Consider the following 16,493-nt stretch of genomic DNA (forward strand, 5'->3'; position numbering starts at 1 on the left):
TTGTTTGTTTATTGAACAAACCATTGCATCGGATGGTAAACGAGGGTTTTGCTAGCCAAAACACCATCACTAATCCGCACAAGAGCCTGGGAATACTGCCCCTGGGTATTGAGCATGATATGCACAATCTGCGGAGGGCTGTAGACATTAGAGAACTGTGCTCCCATCGAGTTGTCAGAGGCTAGTGGGCTTCCTCCAAAGCAGACGACACCTTGAGCATCGTATTTCACGGCCATCTGGAAGCATGGAACAGACCAAGCATGTTTGCCTGGTACATCTGAAACAACCCTCACGGATGAACCATTGAGGACGGCTGTTCTAAGAGACTGCAAAGATCCAGCAGTGACGTTGCCGGCCGCATCATTCGCGTAGACAAGTGTCCAGGCGTTTGCTCCACCAGTTGCAAGAGCGAGGGCGGCAATAGCAATTGCGTGCTTGATGATCATGGTTGTTTCAATATGTAAAGTGAAGTTGCATTGTACGCAGATTTCGCATGTCAATCTGTCTTCAGGGCAGTTATCAATAACATATTCAAAAGACTCGGCGGCATTGCAGTGAGGTCCGTGCATTACTGTGGCCCTATGCGCGTTGTGCCAAACGCGCCTAGGAATGGCTGCAGAGCGCGATGCATGCGTCGCTCTGGCCGACGTTGCTGATCTGTTCACGCGGCTGCGGGCGGCGCTGGTGGCGTGCGCGCAGCGGATCAGGCTGTAGGCGCTGGATCAGTCGGCGACGACGCGCCGGTGGACTGTGTGTTTTGTGTTTGTGGGATCGATTGCCATGGGCGGCATTGTGCCGCGCACCTGCCGTTACTCGGCTTGCCGCATCGCCGCTGCCCGCGCGGCGTCCGCCGCCTCTCGGGCCTCTTTCTCGGCCTGGATGACGCGTTGCTGCGGCGTCATTGATGCGCCGTCGTAGCCGCCTGTAGCGCGCTCACCGATCTGTATGTGGGAAATCCGAGACGCTCCGTAGAACAGGGCTGCAACGATGATCAGTAGCGCGATGAATCTCATGCAGGCATTGTGCCGTCCGCCCGTCATTATTTGACGGTCTTGGACGTACACGTAACTTTCGAGAAGCACTACATACCCTTCAGTTGCTGCTTACGCGCAAAGTGCCAAGGTTGGCCGACCATCGCCGGACCGCAACTGAAAACCGGAGTAGGCAAATGGCTAAACCACGATATGACGAGTCTCAACTCAAAGATCTGTTGCTGCAGATGATGGAAACGGAACTCGGAGGTGAGCAGGTGTATAGAACTGCTCTGACCTGCGCCCTTAACGATGACCTAAAAAAGGAATGGGAAGAGTATCTCGAAGAGACGCTCAGCCACCAGAACGTGGTGCGCACTACATGTGAACTGTTGGGGGTCAATCCGGACGAAGCTTCGCCTTCCCGTGATGTCGTGAAGCACATAGGATCATCGCTGGTGAAGGCGATGGAGTTGGCTCTCAGGGGTGGTAGTGCGGCCGCTGCGCAACTCGTGGCGTGCGAGTGCGTGGTTCACGCTGAGACCAAGGACCACGCCAACTGGGAGCTTCTGGGCAAGGTCGCCGAGGTGGCTACAGGTGAAAAGGGCAAGGTCCTCAAGGAGGCCCACGCTCGTGTGGAAAAGGACGAAGACCATCACCTGTATCACACCAAGGGTTGGTGCCGCGAGTTGTGGATCCAGAGCTTGGGTATGCCAGCAGTCCTGCCTCCCCCTGAAGAGGTCAAGCAGGTTGAAACTGCCATCGGCGCATCTCGAGCGGAGCAGCAACGCGAATCCATGCTGTGATGCCCAGGACGAGGTGGTTAGAACCCACGCAAGTGCCTCACAGCGCGGAGGTGCTGTTGCTGGTGGATGTCATCAACCCGCTTCAATTTCCCAATGCCGGACCTTTGCTGCAGGAAGCGGTACGGGCTGCCCGGCGCATTGTCCGGCTCAAGGCCAGGCTTCGTGAAAAGGGCGTGGCTACGATCTACGCCAACGACAACTACGGCACTTGGCACAGCGAGTTCAGCGACATTCTTGCCGCCTGCCAGGGTTTGGCTGGCGAGCGCGGTGAGATCGCTCGGCTGCTTGCGCCCGATGCGGAGGATCTGGTGATTCTCAAGCCCCAGCATTCGGCTTTTCATTCCACGCCGCTGCTGCATCTGCTGGGCAGAATGCAGGCGCGCAGGCTGGTCATCGTGGGGTTTGCTGCGGACATGTGCGTCATGCTCACGGCTACGGATGCACGCATGTCGGGCTACGAGGTCTGGGTGCCCAGCGATTGCACGGCGGCCGAGACGCCTGCGCGGCGGCAGCAGGCATTGCGGCAGTTGAGGCAGGCCTTCAAGTGTTCAGTGCGGACCTCAGCGCGTAGTCCCTGGGCGGGGCGGAATTGAAGGGGCGTTGGTATGTGGAACCTGGACATCCATCCGTTTGAGTTGGCCGTACGCGCGCTGGCGGTCTATGCCCTGCTGCTGTTGATGATGCGTATAACGGGGCGGCGTACCGTGGGCCAGTTCACGCCTTTCGATCTGCTGGTGGTGATGTTGGTGAGCGAGGCGGCGGGGCCCTCAATGACAGGGTCCGATCAGTCCCTGCCTGGGGGCTGCTGGTGTGCGTGATCCTCATTGCGTTGAATACGGCCGTGGGTTTCGTGACGGCACGCTGGCGCGGTGCGGAAAAGCTGCTGGAGGGCGAGGCGGTGCTGCTGGGGCGGGATGGAAAGATCTTTGAGGGTGCGCGTAAAAGCCACCGGGTATCGCGCAACGATATCGAGAAGGCGCTGCGCGAGGCAGACTGCGAGGAATCAGAAATCCGCTGCATGTTCCTGGAGGCCGACGGATCCATTAGCGTGCAGAAAAAGCAGTAGTCGAACCTGTCAATCCTCTGGGCAGCGCTCCATGGCCCAGTCCAGTGCCGCCTCTGCATCGGCGTGCGGCCCGTCGAAGGCAAGAATGCCGCGCGCATCGTCCCAGAACGACCCAGACCAGCGTCGCGCCGCTGGGAAGGGGCGCCGGCCGTAGTCCACCACGACCGCATACCAGCCAGGCGCCGTGGGCGCGCCGCCCCAGATGAGCGAGTCCATTTGGCTCAGCCAGCGGGCTGCTCCAGTTGCACCGCTCCCTTGCCGACCCAATGCCAGAAGCGGTGGCGCCCGTGGCCATACATCTGCAGCTCGAATGTGATACACACGCGCCCAGCAAGTAGGGTGTCGACTTCACTGGTGACGTACTGCGGCTGCCCACGTCCTGGAACAGGCAGCAGGCGCTGTGCCGCCGACATTTCTTCTCCACGCACCTTGGCGATTACGCCGCGCTCAATGGGGTTTTGCATGGTGGCTCTCAGAAGGGGGCGTTTGACTGGTGCACGGACACGGGGCCAACACCGCTGTAGACCATGTCGCCGTCCGAGTCGTAGACAAGAAACCAGTCGGGATGCAGCTGTTCGATGAAATAGTCCTCCGGCTTGCCCGGCATGACTTTGACTTCGGGTGTGCCGAACCAGCGCGGCATCGTGAGCAACGTGGGGAATTCCTCGTATGTGAGCAACATGGTGGGCCTCCTGGGTGAGGTCAGTAGTCGAACTCGCAGGACCATTCCTGCGCGTGCCATGCTCTGTCGCAGCGTTCCAGTCCGCTGAACTTCATCTTTCCCGCACATGCATAGATCAGCTTGGGCTCGAACAGCTGGTTGTTGGCGCTGTCTCCAAGGATGCGCAGCACAGGGATCGTCCGGCGCTGATCAGGCACTGCGTAGTGCTTCAGGTCCAGCTCACCCTTGATGTACTGCAGCGGGCCACGGTGATAGCTGCGTGCGCCCGCCTCGCGGAGGATGGTTACTTTGACTTTCATGACTGTATAAATATACAGTAATACTATGCGTAAGTCAGCGTGCACTTCTACAAAGTGTTCCCCTCGTGCATCGATCGCTTCGCTTCGACGTAGGCTGCGTGAGCCTCTTCCGGGGTGTCGTACAGGCCGAGGTGATGCGTCTTGCCATGCACATGGAGAAAAGCTCGCCACCTGTTTTGGTGAGGGGAGACGCCGAGCAGTCCAGACTTGTTGCCCGCCTTGGCTGAGCGAAGGTTTTGAGTGTTGCGAAAGCGATCCGCCAAACGAAGGTTGGCGATCCTGTTGTCATCCCGGGCTCCATTGATGTGGTCGACTTGATCGGTCGGCCAAGCCCCATGAACGTAGAGCCATGCCAAGCGATGGGCGTAGTACAGCTTGAAGTTGATGCGGATTGCGATGTAGCCGCTTCGCATCTTTGCCCCCACCTGTGTCCCGGCCTGGTAGCGCCCCATGCGAACAAGGCGCTCAAATTGGCCAGTATCTGGGTCGTACTTCAGCAAAGATCGCAATTGGATGTCAGTGAGAGCTTCGCTTGTCATGGTCAGATGTCAGAGATGTAGAGAGTGAGGCTGGGAAGGGCAGTAGTTTGGGTCATCACAAACGGAGGCCGCTATCTGTAATCGCTACAACACCCCGCGAGAGATCGAGATCGAGCGCATGTGGCGGGTCGGCCGGCAGGCGCCACTGCCATGGTGGACGCCGCACGTCACACCACTGGCCCTGGGGCCGTACATCAAGCCCGGTGGCGAGATTGAGGTCGGGCAGTGGGGCATGATCCCTCGCAGCTCACCGACGCGCCGGCCGACTACCCGCGACGGGACTCCCATGTCAACGAACAATGCCCGGCGCGAGACCGTAGCAAAGTCATGGACCTATGCCCCTGCCTGGCGCGCCGGACAGCGCTGCTTGATTCCAGTGGAGAGCTGGGTGGAACCGTACTGGGGCCTGGGCAGCCGCAATGTGTGGTGGTCGTTCAGGCGCGCGGACGGTCAGCCGGCGGCTCTGGCCGGGCTCTACAGCGAGTGGACGGACCCTGAAACCGGCGAGCTGGTGCCGAACTACACGATGATCACGCAGCCCGCAGACGGGCACCCGGTACTGTCGCTCATGCACAGGCCCGGCAAGGAAAAGCGCGGGGTCGTGATGCTGGAGCCCGGCGACTGGGATGCTTGGCTGCACGGCACGGTCGCCCAGGCCGACGCGCTGATCAAGCTGCCGCCGCTTGGCGTGCTTCGGAGCGGAGCGGAAAAGCCAGAAGAGGAGACGCTGCTGCCAGCCGAGCAGCTGCTCGCTCTAAAGGCTGAGGAATAAGCAGAAGCAGAACTCGCTCCCCGCTGAATGCGGTGTAGGTTCTTGTGTAGCTTTTGGAGAACATTCTGATAATCAGAGGGAGAAGGCTTCTTCAAGAATGATGATGTTCATTGCCTGTGAATCTGTCATAAGCCTTTGATTTATCTCCGGTTTGCCGCGCAAGATGTTGTCGGCAAACACTTTAATCTGTCGTTGCGCTCTGTCTTCGGCATCGTCGGCACTTGCCTGAGCTGGGCTGCTTGAAGGTTCTATGAGACTCGCGCAGCCAAGGCCCTGAAGCCCGGCGAACACATTGTCGTTCAAGCTTGCGCTTACCTGGGGCTGGAGGCTTCGGTCAGTACCAAATCTTGGACCTGTCGTTACAGAAGTCTCGCAGATGCAAAGGCTCAAGCCGGCGAAGTGCGGCCGTTGGCCCACCATGCCAGCCGCACAGGCTGCTTCCGAATGGTAAGCTGCATCTTGCCGCTCGCACCTTGGCTCATCCAACGAACGCAGGCAGGCCGAGGTCGACTCCGCGCAACCGTATCAGTGGCTTACACACTGGAACGTCTTGGCGACGACGATGTCGAGAAGGCTTGGTGGATGGCCGCCTGTTGGCGAAGTCGGTAAAGACCGGGTTGGCGGCGGTCTGAAGAGGCTGCGTGGCATTGGGAGAATGCCTGAACATGTTCCCCCGCTGGTGAGTGGCGTGAGAGGAGTCATGATTGCGCTCGATATCTGGCAGTTCCGTGCCTGGTTCTCATTGAGAAACTGGTTGCTGAATGGAGTGGGGTACTCGCGGTGTCCCAATCACCTTCGGCGGCTCCTGCATCAGGGGCGTATTTGAGCCGCATGCAGCATTGACACCCGTGATCGCGGCATTGGTCCGCATCCGTTTTTCGTCTTGGGAAATGGTGCGAATGCTGGAGACGAATTCCAGCTCCTTGCGCGCCTGCTTGCACTGAAGGGACGCGCCGAGCTGCTCGGGCGCAGGAGCAGTTGTCTGGCGGGCTTGCTGCTCGATGACGCGCTGCTGGCTCTCGATCTGGCGCTGCTGCATTTCGTTCATCTGGCGCTGATACTTTTGTTCATTCGCCTGTGCTGCATCAGCCCGTTCACGGGAGATCTCATTGTCCGATTTTTTGCGCTGTATCAGAGCTCCAGTGTCATTGCTGCTGCAAGGACTGTCTGAGAAAGTCGACTTTCCAGATGCATCCTTGCATTGAAAGACCTGGGCTGCGGCAGGCAATGCGAAAAGTACTGTAAAGATTGCTGTGGTCAAGAGTCGCATATGCATATCGATGAATTGATGGGCCTGATCGGAATCGAATTACAGACGAAGAATAGTCCTTTGACCCGCATGCCTGGCAACTTTCGTCTTGGTTCGAATGGCCCGCTTCACTCGGCGTCCCGCAGGGCAGCGCGGCGGGCTGCTTCAGCGGTCTCCTGAGCCTCCTTCTCGGCTTGCCTGAAACGTTCTTGTACCGGAGTCGATGTGCCGTCATGGCCGCCTGCGGCGCGCTCACCGATGTGAATGTTGGAAAGCCTTGCTGTGCCGTACAGCAAGGCCGCTGCAATGATCAGGAGCACGATGAATTTCATTGTTGCATTGTGCCGCTGGTCATTTGGAGGGTACGGCCAGCGTCTGCAACGCAATCTCACACCTCTGCCGCTTGCCAGGTCCAGAGTAAACTCGCCCCCGCAGCCAGCACTCGCTGCACGATGGGAATGGAGCTTCCCGAAACCGCCCTGCGAAGGGCTGATGGCTCCTGCCTTGGTGGGATGGGTCCTGCCGGTGGCGGGGCCATGTCTTGATCCTGCCCGGCACGCCCGTCCCGGTTATTCGATGAAAGGACGGTCATGGGGTTCTACGGTTTCATTTTGGTGTTCGTTGGAGGCGGCCTGGGGTCTGCGCTCCGGCATGGCACAAACTTGCTCGCGCTGCGGCTGGTGGGCAGTGCGTATCCACTGGGTACATTGGCGATCAATGTGCTGGGTGCCTTCGTGATGGGGGTGGTGGTGGAGTGGTTTGCGCTCAAGACATCGCTGCCGCAGAGTGCGCGGCTGTTCATCACCACGGGCATTCTGGGTGGCTTCACCACGTTTTCGACGTACGCGTTGGAGGTCGGCATGCTGTATGAGCGTGGCGACTGGCTGGCCTCCGTGCTGTATGCGCTGGGCTCGCTGGTGCTTGGCGTGGCTGCGCTGTTTGCGGGGTTGGGGCTGGTGCGCATGGTGGCCCATTGAGACACCGTGATTGCGCTATGCTGTGTGCCATGGCCCGCCTGAACGCAACGCAGATTATTCGCACCATCCATTGGATGGTGGGTTAGCCAGCGGCCTTCAGCGCCATGCAACCCGCCCAGAGGAGGCGGGTTTTTTCATTCCGTCTCCGGGGTTTTCTCAAGCCTTTCAGGAGATGGATATGCAGGTTTCCGAACAGTCCCAGCCCCGTTGCGCAGAATATGCCGATGCCCCTGCCGCCAACGCGCGGCTTGCCACGCTGCACATGGTCTGCGGCAAGATCGGCTCGGGCAAGTCAACGCTGGCGCGGCAATTGGCGGCCGGGCCCGGAACGGTGTTGGTCAGCGAGGATTCCTGGCTGGCCGGCCTGTACCCCGGTGAGATGCAGTCGGTGGCCGATTACGTGCGTTGCAGCACGCGGCTCAAGGGGTTGATGGGGGCGCATGTACAGGCGCTGCTGGACGCTGGCGTGTCGGTGGTGCTGGATTTTCCGGCCAATACCCTGGAGGGGAGGGGGTGGGCGCGCAGCGTGTTCGAGAAAGTGGGCGCCTCGCACCGCCTGCATTTTCTGGATGTGCCTGACGAGGTCTGCAAGCAGCGCTTGCGTGCGCGCAATGCGGCAGGCGAGCATCCGTTTCAGGCCAGCGATGAGCAATTCGACCTGATCACGAGCTACTTTGTCGCGCCCTCCGACGAGGAGGGCTTCGACGTGGTGCATCACCCGTATGCGCCGCTCTGAAGTGCTGGTCTGAACGAGAGACTTCGCCATGGCCTCATCCCATCATCTCAGCTTGATCGGGCTTGCACCTCCACCCAATAGCGTGTGCGGCTGCGCAGTTGCAGAGGAAAGCGGCTGACGAGCGCGGCCAGGGCGCGATCCGTGTCATCCACGGGAAAGGCGCCCGAGACAAGCATCCCGGCGACCTCGGCCGAGCAGCCCAGGTAGCCGGGCCGGTAGCGGGCAAGGGCGTCAATCAGCTGGCCCAACGGCATGTCCAGTGCGACCAGGCCGCCTTCATGCCAGCTGGCTGCAAAGGGGTCTGCGGACGTGGGCGGCTGGGTGGCGCTGGACGAGAAGGCGGCTTGCTGTCCGGCCTGCAATTGCGCGGAGGGTGCATCGCTGTCCAGAGGCTGCAGGCGCACGGCCTTTTCCTGCACGGTGACATGGCACAGGCCATCGTCCGCAAGATGGACCGTGAAGCGCGTGCCCAGGGCTAGTACGTGGCCTTGCGGGGTGTGCACGCCGAAGGGGCGGCCCAGCGCGTCGGGCTCGGTGGCGACGAGGATGCGGCCACGGTGCAGGCGCAGCAGGCGCTGGCGGTCGTCAAAAACGGTGTCCAAGGCGGTGGCCGTATCCAGGGCCACCAGGGAGCCGTCGGGTAGCTTTAGATCCCGGCGCTCGCCTGTGGCTGTGCGCTGCCCTGCCTGCCAGCTTTCCAGTGGTGCGCCTTTCCAGGCCATCCAGGCCGTGGCTCCGCTGCCCAGGCCCAGCGCCACGCCGCGCACCACGGAGCGGCGGGTGGGCGAGGCGCGACGGCCCAGCGCCTGGCGCGCCAGTGGTGCGGGCAGATGCGACAGCTGCGCGGTGACGGATTGCACGCGCAGCCAGGCGCGCTGGTGGGCGGGATCGGCCTCATGCCATTTTTGCCAGTCCTGTTGCAGGCCCGCTGTGGCGGAGGCGCCGCGCAGTTTCACGTGCCAGGCGGCGGCCTCATGCAAGGCGCGGCGGTCGTTGCCTTCCAGATGTCTCTCGCCCATGTGGCTATGCCAGGACCAGGCAGCAATGCTCCATCGCCCGGGTCAGGTAGTTGCTGACGGTGCGCAGCGATACACCCAGGCGCTGGGCGATCTCTGGGTAGCTCAGTTCCTCGAACTGGGCTAGCACGAAGGCTTCGCGAACCTTGGGGGGAAGACCCTGGAGCATGCGGTCCACATCCAGCAGGGTCTGCTGGATGATGGCCTGCTCTTCGGGCGAAGGCGCCAGCGATTGCGGCAACTGGGCCAGATAGTCCAGATAGGACTGCTCCAGCGTACGGCGGCGAAACAGGTCGGCGACCAGGCCCCGGGCGATGGTGGCCAGGTAGCGCCTGGGTTCGCGGATGTCCTGCTGCGGCAGGGGCGAGCGCAGCAGGCGCACAAAGGTGTCCTGGGCCAGGTCGGCGGCATCGTCACGGTTGCCCAGGCGTTTGCGCAGCAGGCTTTCCAGCCAGGGATGGTGGTTCTGGTAGAGGCTGTGCACGGAGAAGGCTGGGGCGGAGGAGGCGGGCGCGCAGTGGCAATCGCTGCTGCAAAAGATAATAAGAATGCTTATCAATTATCTTTCAGGCCGGCGCCCCTCCCGCAAAGAGGGCATCCACTTGTTGCATGTGCGCTACAGGGCAGTGGTGGCCGCCAGCCTGCACCAGATTTGCGCAGGCCGATTCCTCGTGCGGCACGCGGTCCGCGCCACCCAGGTTTGTGTCGTGCAAGGTGTGTCGCACACCTTGCATCGGGCCTCAGTTGGCTGCTGGTCCGCCATGCGCTTCCATGCGCTCCAGCGCGGCGCAGACATCGGCCATTCGCCCGGAGATGAACAGGCATTCCGGCTGCTCCTGCGGCGACCGCTGGATGATGCGCAGGCCTGAAGGCTGCTCAGGTGCGGATTGCAGGGTGGGCTGCGCCGGCAGCAAGGGCAGGATCAGCTGGGCATCTCCATGGTCTGCAGCGCGTGCGGCCTTGCCGCGGCGCTGCTGGCTGCGCCGGCGTGCCTTGCTGAAAGAGATCACGTTGGCGGGCTCGGGTGCTGCAGCAGGTAATGGCTGGCAAGCAGGGGCTTGTGCAAGTGGCATGGCCGACTCCATGGCGGTCGCAGTCAGGCGGATGCCATGTGCCAGGCGCAGGAAGGAAAAAGAAGACAGTGTTGGCAGAGCGAATCCCATGTGACGACTCCTGTTGGCGTGTTTCAAAGAGGCATGGACACAGGCAGGATTGCGGTTTACGGGCAAAGCTCCGCCCAGGGCGAAGCTCCAAGGCTTCGCGCCTACCACCTGGGCGGTGCGTGAAATGGGGTGAGGCGGCCTGAGAAGCGCCGCCAGTCCGGCTTACATGGACATGCTGTTGCGGATCAGCCCCACGGCCAGGCCTTCAATGGCAAAGGCCTCTTCGGGGGCGACGCGGATCACCGGGTAATCGGGGTTTTCCGGCAGAAGTTCCACGCCCTGCGTGGTGCGGCGCAGGCGCTTGACGGTGACTTCGTCACCCAGGCGCGCCACGACGATCTGGCCGTTGCGGGCTTCGTGTGCGGACTGCACGGCCAGCAGGTCGCCGTCCATGATGCCCGCGTCGCGCATGGACATGCCGCGCACGCGCAGCAGATAGTCGGGGCGCGTCTGGAACAGGCTGGGCTCGACGGAATAGGTTTGGTCGATGTGTTCCTGCGCGAGAATGGGCGAGCCCGCCGCAACGCGGCCCACCAGGGGCAGCATCAGCGGTGCCAGGGCCGACAGCGGCAGTCCGAAGCTGGTGCCGCGCGCGGCATTGATGTTGCGCACGGTGTCGGTACGCAGGCGAATGCCGCGCGAGGTGCCGCTGACCAGTTCGATCACACCTTTGCGGGCCAGGGCCTGCAGGTGTTCCTCGGCAGCGTTGGCGGACTTGAAGCCCAGCGTGTTGGCGATTTCCGCGCGGGTGGGAGGCGCGCCCGTGCGGGAGATGGCGGCCTGGATCAGGTCCAGGATCTGTTGCTGGCGGGCGGTGAGCTTGGGATGGTCGAGCATGGCGTGCGTCCGGTCCTTGAGGGCAGATGGCAGGCTGGGAGGCCATCTGATGATTTATACAGTATCTGTATTTTTAACCAGTTTTCCAAGAGGTGCAAGTGGGGCAGTCAAAGTTGGTGATTCTGGGCACGGGCGGGACCATCGCCGGCCGGGCGGATTCGCAGTCGCAGGGCGTGGGGTACAAGGCCGGGCAGATCACGGTGCAGTCGCTGCTGGAGGCCGTGCCGGACCTGGAGCAGCAGGCGCTGGGACCCGTGCAGACGCAGCAGATCGCGCAGGTGGACAGCAAGGATATGGACTGGCCCGTGTGGCGCGCGTTGCTGCGCGCCTGCACGCAGGCACTGGAGGATGCGGACACACACGCCGTGGTGATCACGCATGGAACGGACACGCTGGAAGAGACGGCCTGGCTGCTGCACAGCCTGCTGCCGGCCACCAAGCCCATTGTGTTGACCTGCGCCATGCGCCCGGCCACGGCCCTGTTGGCAGACGGACCGCAGAATCTGCGCGATGCCGTGACCGTGGCTGCCAGCGGCGGGCGCAGCGGCGTATGGGCGGTGGCAGGCGGCGAGGTGCATGCGGCAGCCCAGGTGCAGAAGGTCCATCCCTACCGGCTGCAGGCAATGCGCTCCGTGGAAGGCGGGCCCCAGGCGTTGGTGGAGGAAGGGCGTGTGCGCTGGCTGGTGCCCGATGCGCCGTCCTCCCCCGCCGCGCCGTCCACGGGGGCCATGGTGCCTGCGACCATGTCATCTGATCTGCTGGCGCTGGATGAGCTGCCCTGGGTCGAGGTGGTGTTCAGCGGCGCCTTGGCGCGTGCCAGCGGCGTGGATGCGCTGGTGGCGGCAGGCGTGCGTGGCATCGTCGTGGCTGGCACGGGCAATGCGACGGTTCACGAAGGCATGGAAGCGGCCTTGCAGCGTGCCCGCGACAGGGGCGTCTGGATCTGGCGGGGCACGCGCTGTGCCGAAGGCCTGCCCGTGGCCTCCGGCCTTGGGACCAACCCGGCAGAGGCCGATTTGGCGCATCTGCCCGTGGCAAAGGCCCGGATTGCGATGATGCTGGCGCTGGCAGCACAGCCGCGCGATTGAGCCGGGCGGCGACGCCGGCATTTCTTCAGTTGCTGGCGGTCAACAAAAAAGCACCCGGCGGGTGCTTTTTTCGTTGCGGCACATGGCCTGCATCACTCAGCCAGTGCAGCCAGTGCGCGTTGGGTGATGTCCTCGACCGAGCCCAGGCCGCTGATGGCGCGGTACTTGGGCGCCGCTGCGGCTTCCTTTTCGGCCCATGCACGGTAGTAGTCCACCAGGGGGCGGGTCTGGCTGCTGTAGACGTCCAGGCGCTTCTTGACGGTTTCTTCCTTGTCGTCTTCGCGCTGCACCAGCGGCTCGCCGGTCACGTCGTCCTGGCCTTCGACCTTGGGCGGATTGAACTTGACGTGGTAGGTGCGGCCCGAGGCGGGGTGGGAACGGCGGCCGCTCATGCGCTCGATGATGGCGTCGAAGGGCACGTCGATCTCCAGCACATAGTCCAGCTTCACGCCAGCGGCCTTCATGGCGTCTGCCTGGGGAATGGTGCGGGGAAATCCATCAAACAGGAAGCCGTTGGCGCAATCGGCCTGGGCGATGCGTTCCTTGACCAGATTGATGATCAGGTCGTCGCTGACCAGTTGGCCGGCGTCCATCACGGCCTTGGCCTGCTGGCCCAGGGGCGTTCCGGCCTTGACGGCGGCACGCAGCATGTCACCGGTGGAAATCTGGGGGATGCCGTACTTCTGGCAGATGAAAGCGGCTTGCGTGCCTTTGCCGGCGCCGGGTGCGCCCAACAAAATCAGTTTCATGGAAGTCCTTGAGGAGAGTAGAAATTCTTGTCTGCCGGATCGGCCCACCGGGGCGGACAGTCCATGCGTCATATTTTTGTCGCGGGCAAGGATAGCACGCACAGGGCTAACACTGGCTTACACGCAGAGGGCAAAACTGTCGCCTGTGCAATCTCCAAAAACTACGTTTTGCTGTCCGACAAAACCGCATGTGCAGTTGTGTTGTGAATGGCGATGCCGGGCATCGCCATTGGCGCATCTGTATTGGCGTATGCGGGATCGGATTCAGGCGGACAACCGGGCGCGCACCCGCTCCAGGTCTTCGGGGGTGTCCACGCCGGGGCCTGGTGCATGGGGCGTCAGGTGGACGGCGATGCGGTGGCCGTGCCACAGCGCACGCAACTGTTCCAGCGCCTCCAGCACCTCGGTAGGGGCGGGAGAAAGCTGCGGGAAGCTGCGCAGGAAACCGGCACGGTAGCTGTAGATGCCGATGTGGCGCAGGGGCGCGAAGCCGGGGTGGCCCGGCGCTGCCGATGCCGCTGCAGATGCCGTCTCCCACCATGCCTGGCCTGCATGTTCACGCGCAAAGGGGATGGGGGCGCGACTGAAATAGTGGGCCATGCCCTGGGCATCGCAGACGACCTTGACCACGTTCGGGTTGGTGAAGTCGGCCAGGCTGTCGATGGCATGTGCCGCCGTGCCCATGCTGGCCGAGGGCCGCTGCGGCAGCAGGGCGGCCACGGCATCGATGAGGTCGGGAGCGATCAACGGTTCGTCGCCCTGGACGTTGACGACGATGTCGTCGCCATCCAGGCCCAGCAGTTCGCAGGCCTCGGCCAGGCGGTCGCTGCCGCTGGCGTGGTCGCTGCGGGTGAGCACGGCTGCAACGCCGTGCGCGGCGCAGGCGGCGACGATGCTTTCGTCATCGGCCGCGACCACGCAGCGCGTGGCGCCGCTGAGGCCGGCACGCTGTGCCACGCGCACGACCATGGGAAGGCCTCCAATGTCTGCGAGGGGCTTGCCTGGCAGGCGGCTGGAGGCAAGGCGGGCAGGAATCAGAACCGTGAAGGGCGCGGTGGGCATGGTGCGTTGCGGAGAAGGTCGAAAGTGCGGGCGCGGGCGTTGTCGGAAATCGGGCCTTGCGGCGCGATCAGTCCTCGAGCTCGTCGTCGTCCAGCGTGCGGGCTTCGGCCTCCAGCAGCACCGGGATGCCGTCGCGCACGGGGTAGGCCAGGCGCGCGCTGCGCGAGACCAGTTCCTGGTGCTCGCGGTCAAAGCGCAGCGGGCCCTTGGTGACGGGGCAGACCAGCAGTTCGAGAAGTTTGGCGTCCATGGCGGATCCTGTGTTTTGGAGGGGGAGGGCGGGCCGTGGCGGCCAGCCAAGACGGTGATGATAGTCAGGCGCGTGGCCTGCGCAGCGCCTGCAGCCGCTGATCCAGCAGCGCCCAGAAATCTGGCGGCAGCTGCAATTGCAGCGCAACGGACCAGGCCTGGGGATGGGTTCGCCACAGCTTGACCGCATCCTTTTCGGTGCAGACCAGCGGGTCTTCATTGCGTCCCAGGCGCTGGAAGCTCTCAAAATTATAGTGATCCGGCAGTGCCTGGGCGTGCTCCAGCGCCAGACCCTGTTCAGTGGCCAGCATGGAGAAAAAGGCCTCGGGCCGGGCCACGGCGGCCACGGCCTCCACGGGCCGTCCGCGCAGGGCCGCCAGGGGAATGCGCTCACCGTGCGCATTGACGCCTTCAGCGGCCAGTTGGCGCTGCATGGCAAAGGCGGGCGCATCCGTTGGCGGGCAGGTGCCCGCGTGCAGCACGGCGGTGACGGGGCGCGGCCAGGGTTCGCGCAGCGGGCCGGCCGGCAGCAGCCAGCCATTGCCGATGCCGTCGTCGTTGAAGACGCACAGCTCGATGTCGCGGGCCAGGGCCAGGTGCTGCAGGCCGTCGTCGCTGATGACCACATCCACCTGGGGATGGCGGGCACGTAGGGCCTGGACGGCCTCGATGCGCTTGCGGGCAACGAAGACCGGCACGCCGCTGGCGCGCGCCAGCAGCGCGGGCTCGTCGCCCACATCGGCGGGGGCGCTGTCAGGATGGGCTTCGCGGCAGTCGTCCGTGCTGCGGCCATAGCCGCGCGAGACGATGCCAGGGCTCCAGCCGCTGTCCCGCAGATGGCGGGCCAGGGCGAGCGTGACGGGGGTCTTTCCGGCGCCGCCCGCAATCACGTTGCCGACGACGATGACCGGAATGCCGGCCTGGCCTGCACGCCTGAAACCCAGTGCATAGGGCAACCGATGCAGGCCCAGCAGGGCACGGTACAGCAGGGACAGGGGGAAGAGGGAGCAGGCCAGCGGGCCGCGGTGGCGCCAGGCCGCGCGAAGCCCCCGGGCTGCGGGGGCGGGGCCATTCCCGGGCATGGAGGCCTTGCCCTCAGCGCCCGGCGCTGGCCGAGGTCTGCGTGGCAAAGGTGATCTGGGACAGTCCGGCGCGGCGCGAGGCCTCCATCACCGACACCACGGACTGGTGCGGCGCGGTGGCGTCGGCGCTGATGATGACCACGCTGTCCTTGCCGGCAACTGCCGCTGCGGCCAGTGCCTGGGTCAGGCCAGTGACGCTGCGGTCTTCCACGGCGGTCTTGTTGATGGCGTAGCGGCCGTCGGCAGCGATGGCGACGATGATTTCGCGGGGCCGGTCGCGCTGCTGCTCGACATCGGCCACGGGAAGGGTCAGCTGCAGCTCGGTGAACTTGCTGTAGGTGGTGGACAGCATCAGAAAGATCAGCACCACCAGCAGCACATCGATGAACGGGATCAGGTTGATCTCGGGCTCGTCACGGCGGCGGGGACGGAAGTTCATGGCAGGTCTCTCGCGTGCGGGTTCTGCGGGTTCACTTGCCGCCGACGCGCACCAGGTGGCGCACGAACTGTTCGGAGGCCAGCTCCATGCCCAGCAGGTAGCCATCGACGCGGGCGCGGAAGTAGCGCCAGAAGATCAGCGCCGGAATGGCGACGATCAGGCCGAAGGCCGTGTTGTACAGGGCGATGGAGATGCCGGCCGCCAGCTGCGCCGGGTTGCCGCCGCCGGTGGCCGATGCGCCGCCTTGCGAGCCGAAGATCTCGATCATGCCGATCACCGTGCCCAGCAGGCCCAGCAAAGGCGCGGCAGAGGCGATGGTGGCCAGCGCGCTCAGGTGCTTTTCCAGGGTGTGGGCAGCAGCGCGGCCGGCGCCTTCCATGGAGGCGCGAAGCTCTTCTTCGCTGCTGTCCGGATGGGCCTGCAGGGCGCGCAGTCCGCTTGCCAGGACTTCGCCCAGCGTGGAGTTCTGGGACAGCTGCTGCACGACTTCCTGGCTGGGCAGGCCGCGCGAGGACACGGAAATCGCCTCGCCCAGCAGGGCGGGCGGCGCTACGCGGGCCGTTTTCAGCGCCACGAAACGTTCAAAGACCAGGGCCAGAGCCAGGATGGAGCAGGCAATCAGTGGCCAGATCGGCCAGCCTGCGGCTTGTATGATCGACAGCAAGTTGTTTTCCCCCCGCGTTTAACTGCAGCCGACGATTATGGCCCAGC

26 protein-coding genes, 1 pseudogene and 1 riboswitch are annotated in these 16,493 nt (G+C 63.5%); of the genes and pseudogenes, 7 read left to right on the plus strand and 20 right to left on the minus strand.

Going from position 1 to position 16,493, the window contains the following annotated elements; all coding sequences use genetic code 11:
- Nucleotides 1-8 precede the first annotated feature (8 nt).
- Together CLV01_RS28815 and CLV01_RS16780 are read right to left on the minus strand one after the other, a co-directional pair.
- Nucleotides 9-446, minus strand: coding sequence for a hypothetical protein (locus CLV01_RS28815; protein WP_143290040.1), 438 nt, complete (start codon nt 444-446; stop codon nt 9-11).
- 363 nt (nt 447-809) lie between these two features.
- A complete protein-coding gene (locus CLV01_RS16780; RefSeq protein ID WP_099735307.1) occupies nt 810-1,013 on the minus strand; it encodes a hypothetical protein in 204 nt (67 codons plus the stop codon).
- A gap of 155 nt (nt 1,014-1,168) precedes the next feature.
- On the opposite strand from CLV01_RS16780, the gene CLV01_RS16785 reads away from it, so the two are divergent.
- The 3 genes and pseudogenes from CLV01_RS16785 to CLV01_RS16795 all read left to right on the plus strand — a co-directional run bounded on the left by CLV01_RS16785 (nt 1,169) and on the right by CLV01_RS16795 (nt 2,843).
- A complete protein-coding gene (locus CLV01_RS16785; protein ID WP_099733738.1) occupies nt 1,169-1,777 on the plus strand; it encodes a hypothetical protein in 609 nt (202 codons plus the stop codon).
- Nucleotides 1,777-2,370, plus strand: a complete 594-nt coding sequence (locus tag CLV01_RS16790; RefSeq protein ID WP_099733737.1) for a cysteine hydrolase family protein — start codon at nt 1,777-1,779, stop codon at nt 2,368-2,370. Before CLV01_RS16785 ends, CLV01_RS16790 begins: the two co-directional genes overlap by 1 nt.
- Nucleotides 2,371-2,382: 12 nt before the next feature.
- A pseudogene (locus tag CLV01_RS16795) lies at nt 2,383-2,843 on the plus strand (DUF421 domain-containing protein).
- A gap of 9 nt (nt 2,844-2,852) precedes the next feature.
- Here CLV01_RS16795 and CLV01_RS16800 read toward each other — a convergent pair.
- From CLV01_RS16800 to CLV01_RS16820, 5 genes are read right to left on the minus strand one after another with little or no spacing between them, the layout of a single operon-like run.
- Nucleotides 2,853-3,059, minus strand: a complete 207-nt coding sequence (locus CLV01_RS16800; RefSeq protein ID WP_043821074.1) for a hypothetical protein — start codon at nt 3,057-3,059, stop codon at nt 2,853-2,855.
- Nucleotides 3,060-3,064: 5 nt separating this feature from the next.
- Nucleotides 3,065-3,307 carry a hypothetical protein gene (locus tag CLV01_RS16805; RefSeq protein WP_099733735.1) on the minus strand — a complete coding sequence of 81 codons (243 nt, stop codon included), beginning with the start codon at nt 3,305-3,307 and terminating at the stop codon, nt 3,065-3,067.
- A gap of 8 nt (nt 3,308-3,315) precedes the next feature.
- Nucleotides 3,316-3,525 carry a hypothetical protein gene (locus tag CLV01_RS16810; RefSeq protein WP_017406858.1) on the minus strand — a complete coding sequence of 70 codons (210 nt, stop codon included), beginning with the start codon at nt 3,523-3,525 and terminating at the stop codon, nt 3,316-3,318.
- A 20-nt stretch (nt 3,526-3,545) separates the two neighbouring features.
- Nucleotides 3,546-3,824 carry a hypothetical protein gene (locus CLV01_RS16815; protein ID WP_043821078.1) on the minus strand — a complete coding sequence of 93 codons (279 nt, stop codon included), beginning with the start codon at nt 3,822-3,824 and terminating at the stop codon, nt 3,546-3,548.
- Nucleotides 3,825-3,871: 47 nt separating this feature from the next.
- Nucleotides 3,872-4,363, minus strand: a complete 492-nt coding sequence (locus CLV01_RS16820) for an HNH endonuclease signature motif containing protein (protein ID WP_013802144.1) — start codon at nt 4,361-4,363, stop codon at nt 3,872-3,874.
- Nucleotides 4,364-4,481: 118 nt separating this feature from the next.
- Here CLV01_RS16820 and CLV01_RS16825 point away from each other — a divergent pair, with 118 nt between their 5' ends.
- The gene (locus CLV01_RS16825; RefSeq protein ID WP_306563451.1) at nt 4,482-5,135 is read left to right on the plus strand and encodes an SOS response-associated peptidase; all 654 of its coding nucleotides are present in this window, start codon (nt 4,482-4,484) and stop codon (nt 5,133-5,135) included.
- A gap of 72 nt (nt 5,136-5,207) precedes the next feature.
- On the opposite strand, the gene CLV01_RS28820 is transcribed toward CLV01_RS16825, so the two are convergent.
- The 3 genes from CLV01_RS28820 to CLV01_RS16835 form a co-directional block, all read right to left on the minus strand.
- Complete coding sequence (locus CLV01_RS28820) at nt 5,208-5,438, minus strand: hypothetical protein (protein WP_143290039.1); 231 nt, start codon at nt 5,436-5,438, stop codon at nt 5,208-5,210.
- Nucleotides 5,439-5,874: 436 nt separating this feature from the next.
- Nucleotides 5,875-6,405: a DUF4124 domain-containing protein gene (locus tag CLV01_RS16830; protein ID WP_099735124.1), complete on the minus strand. Its 531-nt coding sequence runs from the start codon at nt 6,403-6,405 to the stop codon at nt 5,875-5,877.
- 107 nt (nt 6,406-6,512) lie between these two features.
- On the minus strand, nt 6,513-6,716 hold the full coding sequence (locus CLV01_RS16835; protein ID WP_043821082.1) for a hypothetical protein: 204 nt from the start codon (nt 6,714-6,716) through the stop codon (nt 6,513-6,515).
- A 113-nt stretch (nt 6,717-6,829) separates the two neighbouring features.
- A riboswitch (Fluoride riboswitch) is annotated at nt 6,830-6,893 on the plus strand.
- Between the two features lie 81 nt (nt 6,894-6,974).
- Here CLV01_RS16835 and crcB point away from each other — a divergent pair.
- Complete coding sequence (gene crcB, locus CLV01_RS16840; RefSeq protein WP_034393102.1) at nt 6,975-7,361, plus strand: fluoride efflux transporter CrcB; 387 nt, start codon at nt 6,975-6,977, stop codon at nt 7,359-7,361.
- Nucleotides 7,362-7,539: 178 nt separating this feature from the next.
- On the plus strand, nt 7,540-8,097 hold the full coding sequence (locus CLV01_RS16845) for an AAA family ATPase (RefSeq protein WP_099735123.1): 558 nt from the start codon (nt 7,540-7,542) through the stop codon (nt 8,095-8,097).
- Between the two features lie 47 nt (nt 8,098-8,144).
- On the opposite strand, the gene CLV01_RS16850 is transcribed toward CLV01_RS16845, so the two are convergent.
- From CLV01_RS16850 to lexA, 4 genes are all read right to left on the minus strand, one after another.
- Complete coding sequence (locus tag CLV01_RS16850) at nt 8,145-9,116, minus strand: FecR domain-containing protein (RefSeq protein ID WP_099733733.1); 972 nt, start codon at nt 9,114-9,116, stop codon at nt 8,145-8,147.
- 4 nt (nt 9,117-9,120) lie between these two features.
- Nucleotides 9,121-9,597 carry a sigma-70 family RNA polymerase sigma factor gene (locus CLV01_RS16855; protein ID WP_099733732.1) on the minus strand — a complete coding sequence of 159 codons (477 nt, stop codon included), beginning with the start codon at nt 9,595-9,597 and terminating at the stop codon, nt 9,121-9,123.
- Between the two features lie 256 nt (nt 9,598-9,853).
- Nucleotides 9,854-10,276, minus strand: coding sequence for a hypothetical protein (locus CLV01_RS16860; RefSeq protein WP_099733731.1), 423 nt, complete (start codon nt 10,274-10,276; stop codon nt 9,854-9,856).
- A 162-nt stretch (nt 10,277-10,438) separates the two neighbouring features.
- Complete coding sequence (gene lexA, locus CLV01_RS16865) at nt 10,439-11,113, minus strand: transcriptional repressor LexA (RefSeq protein WP_012205399.1); 675 nt, start codon at nt 11,111-11,113, stop codon at nt 10,439-10,441.
- Nucleotides 11,114-11,211: 98 nt separating this feature from the next.
- Here lexA and CLV01_RS16870 point away from each other — a divergent pair, with 98 nt between their 5' ends.
- Nucleotides 11,212-12,201 (plus strand): asparaginase, encoded by a 990-nt coding sequence (locus CLV01_RS16870; protein WP_099735122.1) that lies wholly within the window; start codon nt 11,212-11,214, stop codon nt 12,199-12,201.
- 92 nt (nt 12,202-12,293) lie between these two features.
- Here the strand turns inward: CLV01_RS16870 and adk are convergent, their stop codons facing one another.
- From adk to CLV01_RS16900, 6 genes are all read right to left on the minus strand, one after another.
- Complete coding sequence (gene adk, locus CLV01_RS16875; RefSeq protein ID WP_012205401.1) at nt 12,294-12,950, minus strand: adenylate kinase; 657 nt, start codon at nt 12,948-12,950, stop codon at nt 12,294-12,296.
- Nucleotides 12,951-13,214: 264 nt separating this feature from the next.
- On the minus strand, nt 13,215-14,012 hold the full coding sequence (gene kdsB, locus CLV01_RS16880; protein WP_099733730.1) for a 3-deoxy-manno-octulosonate cytidylyltransferase: 798 nt from the start codon (nt 14,010-14,012) through the stop codon (nt 13,215-13,217).
- Nucleotides 14,013-14,079: 67 nt separating this feature from the next.
- Nucleotides 14,080-14,262: a Trm112 family protein gene (locus CLV01_RS16885; protein WP_012205403.1), complete on the minus strand. Its 183-nt coding sequence runs from the start codon at nt 14,260-14,262 to the stop codon at nt 14,080-14,082.
- 64 nt (nt 14,263-14,326) lie between these two features.
- Nucleotides 14,327-15,343 (minus strand): tetraacyldisaccharide 4'-kinase, encoded by a 1,017-nt coding sequence (lpxK, locus tag CLV01_RS16890; RefSeq protein ID WP_099733729.1) that lies wholly within the window; start codon nt 15,341-15,343, stop codon nt 14,327-14,329.
- A 13-nt stretch (nt 15,344-15,356) separates the two neighbouring features.
- Nucleotides 15,357-15,782: an ExbD/TolR family protein gene (locus tag CLV01_RS16895; protein ID WP_012205405.1), complete on the minus strand. Its 426-nt coding sequence runs from the start codon at nt 15,780-15,782 to the stop codon at nt 15,357-15,359.
- Nucleotides 15,783-15,813: 31 nt separating this feature from the next.
- A complete protein-coding gene (locus CLV01_RS16900) occupies nt 15,814-16,446 on the minus strand; it encodes a MotA/TolQ/ExbB proton channel family protein (RefSeq protein WP_012205406.1) in 633 nt (210 codons plus the stop codon).
- Nucleotides 16,447-16,493 lie beyond the last annotated feature (47 nt).

Origin of the sequence: Delftia sp. 60 (assembly GCF_002754395.1) — a bacterium.
Lineage (GTDB): Bacteria > Pseudomonadota > Gammaproteobacteria > Burkholderiales > Burkholderiaceae_C > Comamonas > Comamonas acidovorans.

Excerpts from the sequence above, each read along its gene's own strand:
- lpxK (WP_099733729.1), bottom strand. The coding sequence starts at position 15,343 with ATGCCCGGGAATGGCCCCGCCCCCGCAGCCCGGGGGCTTCGCGCGGCC.
- adk (WP_012205401.1), bottom strand. The coding sequence starts at position 12,950 with ATGAAACTGATTTTGTTGGGCGCACCCGGCGCCGGCAAAGGCACGCAA.
- CLV01_RS16785 (WP_099733738.1), top strand. The coding sequence starts at position 1,169 with ATGGCTAAACCACGATATGACGAGTCTCAACTCAAAGATCTGTTGCTG.
- CLV01_RS16895 (WP_012205405.1), bottom strand. The coding sequence starts at position 15,782 with ATGAACTTCCGTCCCCGCCGCCGTGACGAGCCCGAGATCAACCTGATC.
- CLV01_RS16790 (WP_099733737.1), top strand. The coding sequence starts at position 1,777 with ATGCCCAGGACGAGGTGGTTAGAACCCACGCAAGTGCCTCACAGCGCG.
- CLV01_RS16860 (WP_099733731.1), bottom strand. The coding sequence starts at position 10,276 with ATGGGATTCGCTCTGCCAACACTGTCTTCTTTTTCCTTCCTGCGCCTG.
- CLV01_RS16815 (WP_043821078.1), bottom strand. The coding sequence starts at position 3,824 with ATGAAAGTCAAAGTAACCATCCTCCGCGAGGCGGGCGCACGCAGCTAT.
- CLV01_RS16845 (WP_099735123.1), top strand. The coding sequence starts at position 7,540 with ATGCAGGTTTCCGAACAGTCCCAGCCCCGTTGCGCAGAATATGCCGAT.
- CLV01_RS16850 (WP_099733733.1), bottom strand. The coding sequence starts at position 9,116 with ATGGGCGAGAGACATCTGGAAGGCAACGACCGCCGCGCCTTGCATGAG.
- CLV01_RS16835 (WP_043821082.1), bottom strand. The coding sequence starts at position 6,716 with ATGAAATTCATCGTGCTCCTGATCATTGCAGCGGCCTTGCTGTACGGC.
- CLV01_RS16805 (WP_099733735.1), bottom strand. The coding sequence starts at position 3,307 with ATGCAAAACCCCATTGAGCGCGGCGTAATCGCCAAGGTGCGTGGAGAA.
- CLV01_RS16810 (WP_017406858.1), bottom strand. The coding sequence starts at position 3,525 with ATGTTGCTCACATACGAGGAATTCCCCACGTTGCTCACGATGCCGCGC.
- CLV01_RS16825 (WP_306563451.1), top strand. The coding sequence starts at position 4,482 with ATGTGGCGGGTCGGCCGGCAGGCGCCACTGCCATGGTGGACGCCGCAC.
- CLV01_RS16885 (WP_012205403.1), bottom strand. The coding sequence starts at position 14,262 with ATGGACGCCAAACTTCTCGAACTGCTGGTCTGCCCCGTCACCAAGGGC.
- kdsB (WP_099733730.1), bottom strand. The coding sequence starts at position 14,012 with ATGCCCACCGCGCCCTTCACGGTTCTGATTCCTGCCCGCCTTGCCTCC.
- CLV01_RS16820 (WP_013802144.1), bottom strand. The coding sequence starts at position 4,363 with ATGACAAGCGAAGCTCTCACTGACATCCAATTGCGATCTTTGCTGAAG.
- CLV01_RS28815 (WP_143290040.1), bottom strand. The coding sequence starts at position 446 with ATGATCATCAAGCACGCAATTGCTATTGCCGCCCTCGCTCTTGCAACT.
- CLV01_RS16780 (WP_099735307.1), bottom strand. The coding sequence starts at position 1,013 with ATGAGATTCATCGCGCTACTGATCATCGTTGCAGCCCTGTTCTACGGA.
- CLV01_RS16830 (WP_099735124.1), bottom strand. The coding sequence starts at position 6,405 with ATGCGACTCTTGACCACAGCAATCTTTACAGTACTTTTCGCATTGCCT.
- lexA (WP_012205399.1), bottom strand. The coding sequence starts at position 11,113 with ATGCTCGACCATCCCAAGCTCACCGCCCGCCAGCAACAGATCCTGGAC.
- crcB (WP_034393102.1), top strand. The coding sequence starts at position 6,975 with ATGGGGTTCTACGGTTTCATTTTGGTGTTCGTTGGAGGCGGCCTGGGG.
- CLV01_RS16800 (WP_043821074.1), bottom strand. The coding sequence starts at position 3,059 with ATGGACTCGCTCATCTGGGGCGGCGCGCCCACGGCGCCTGGCTGGTAT.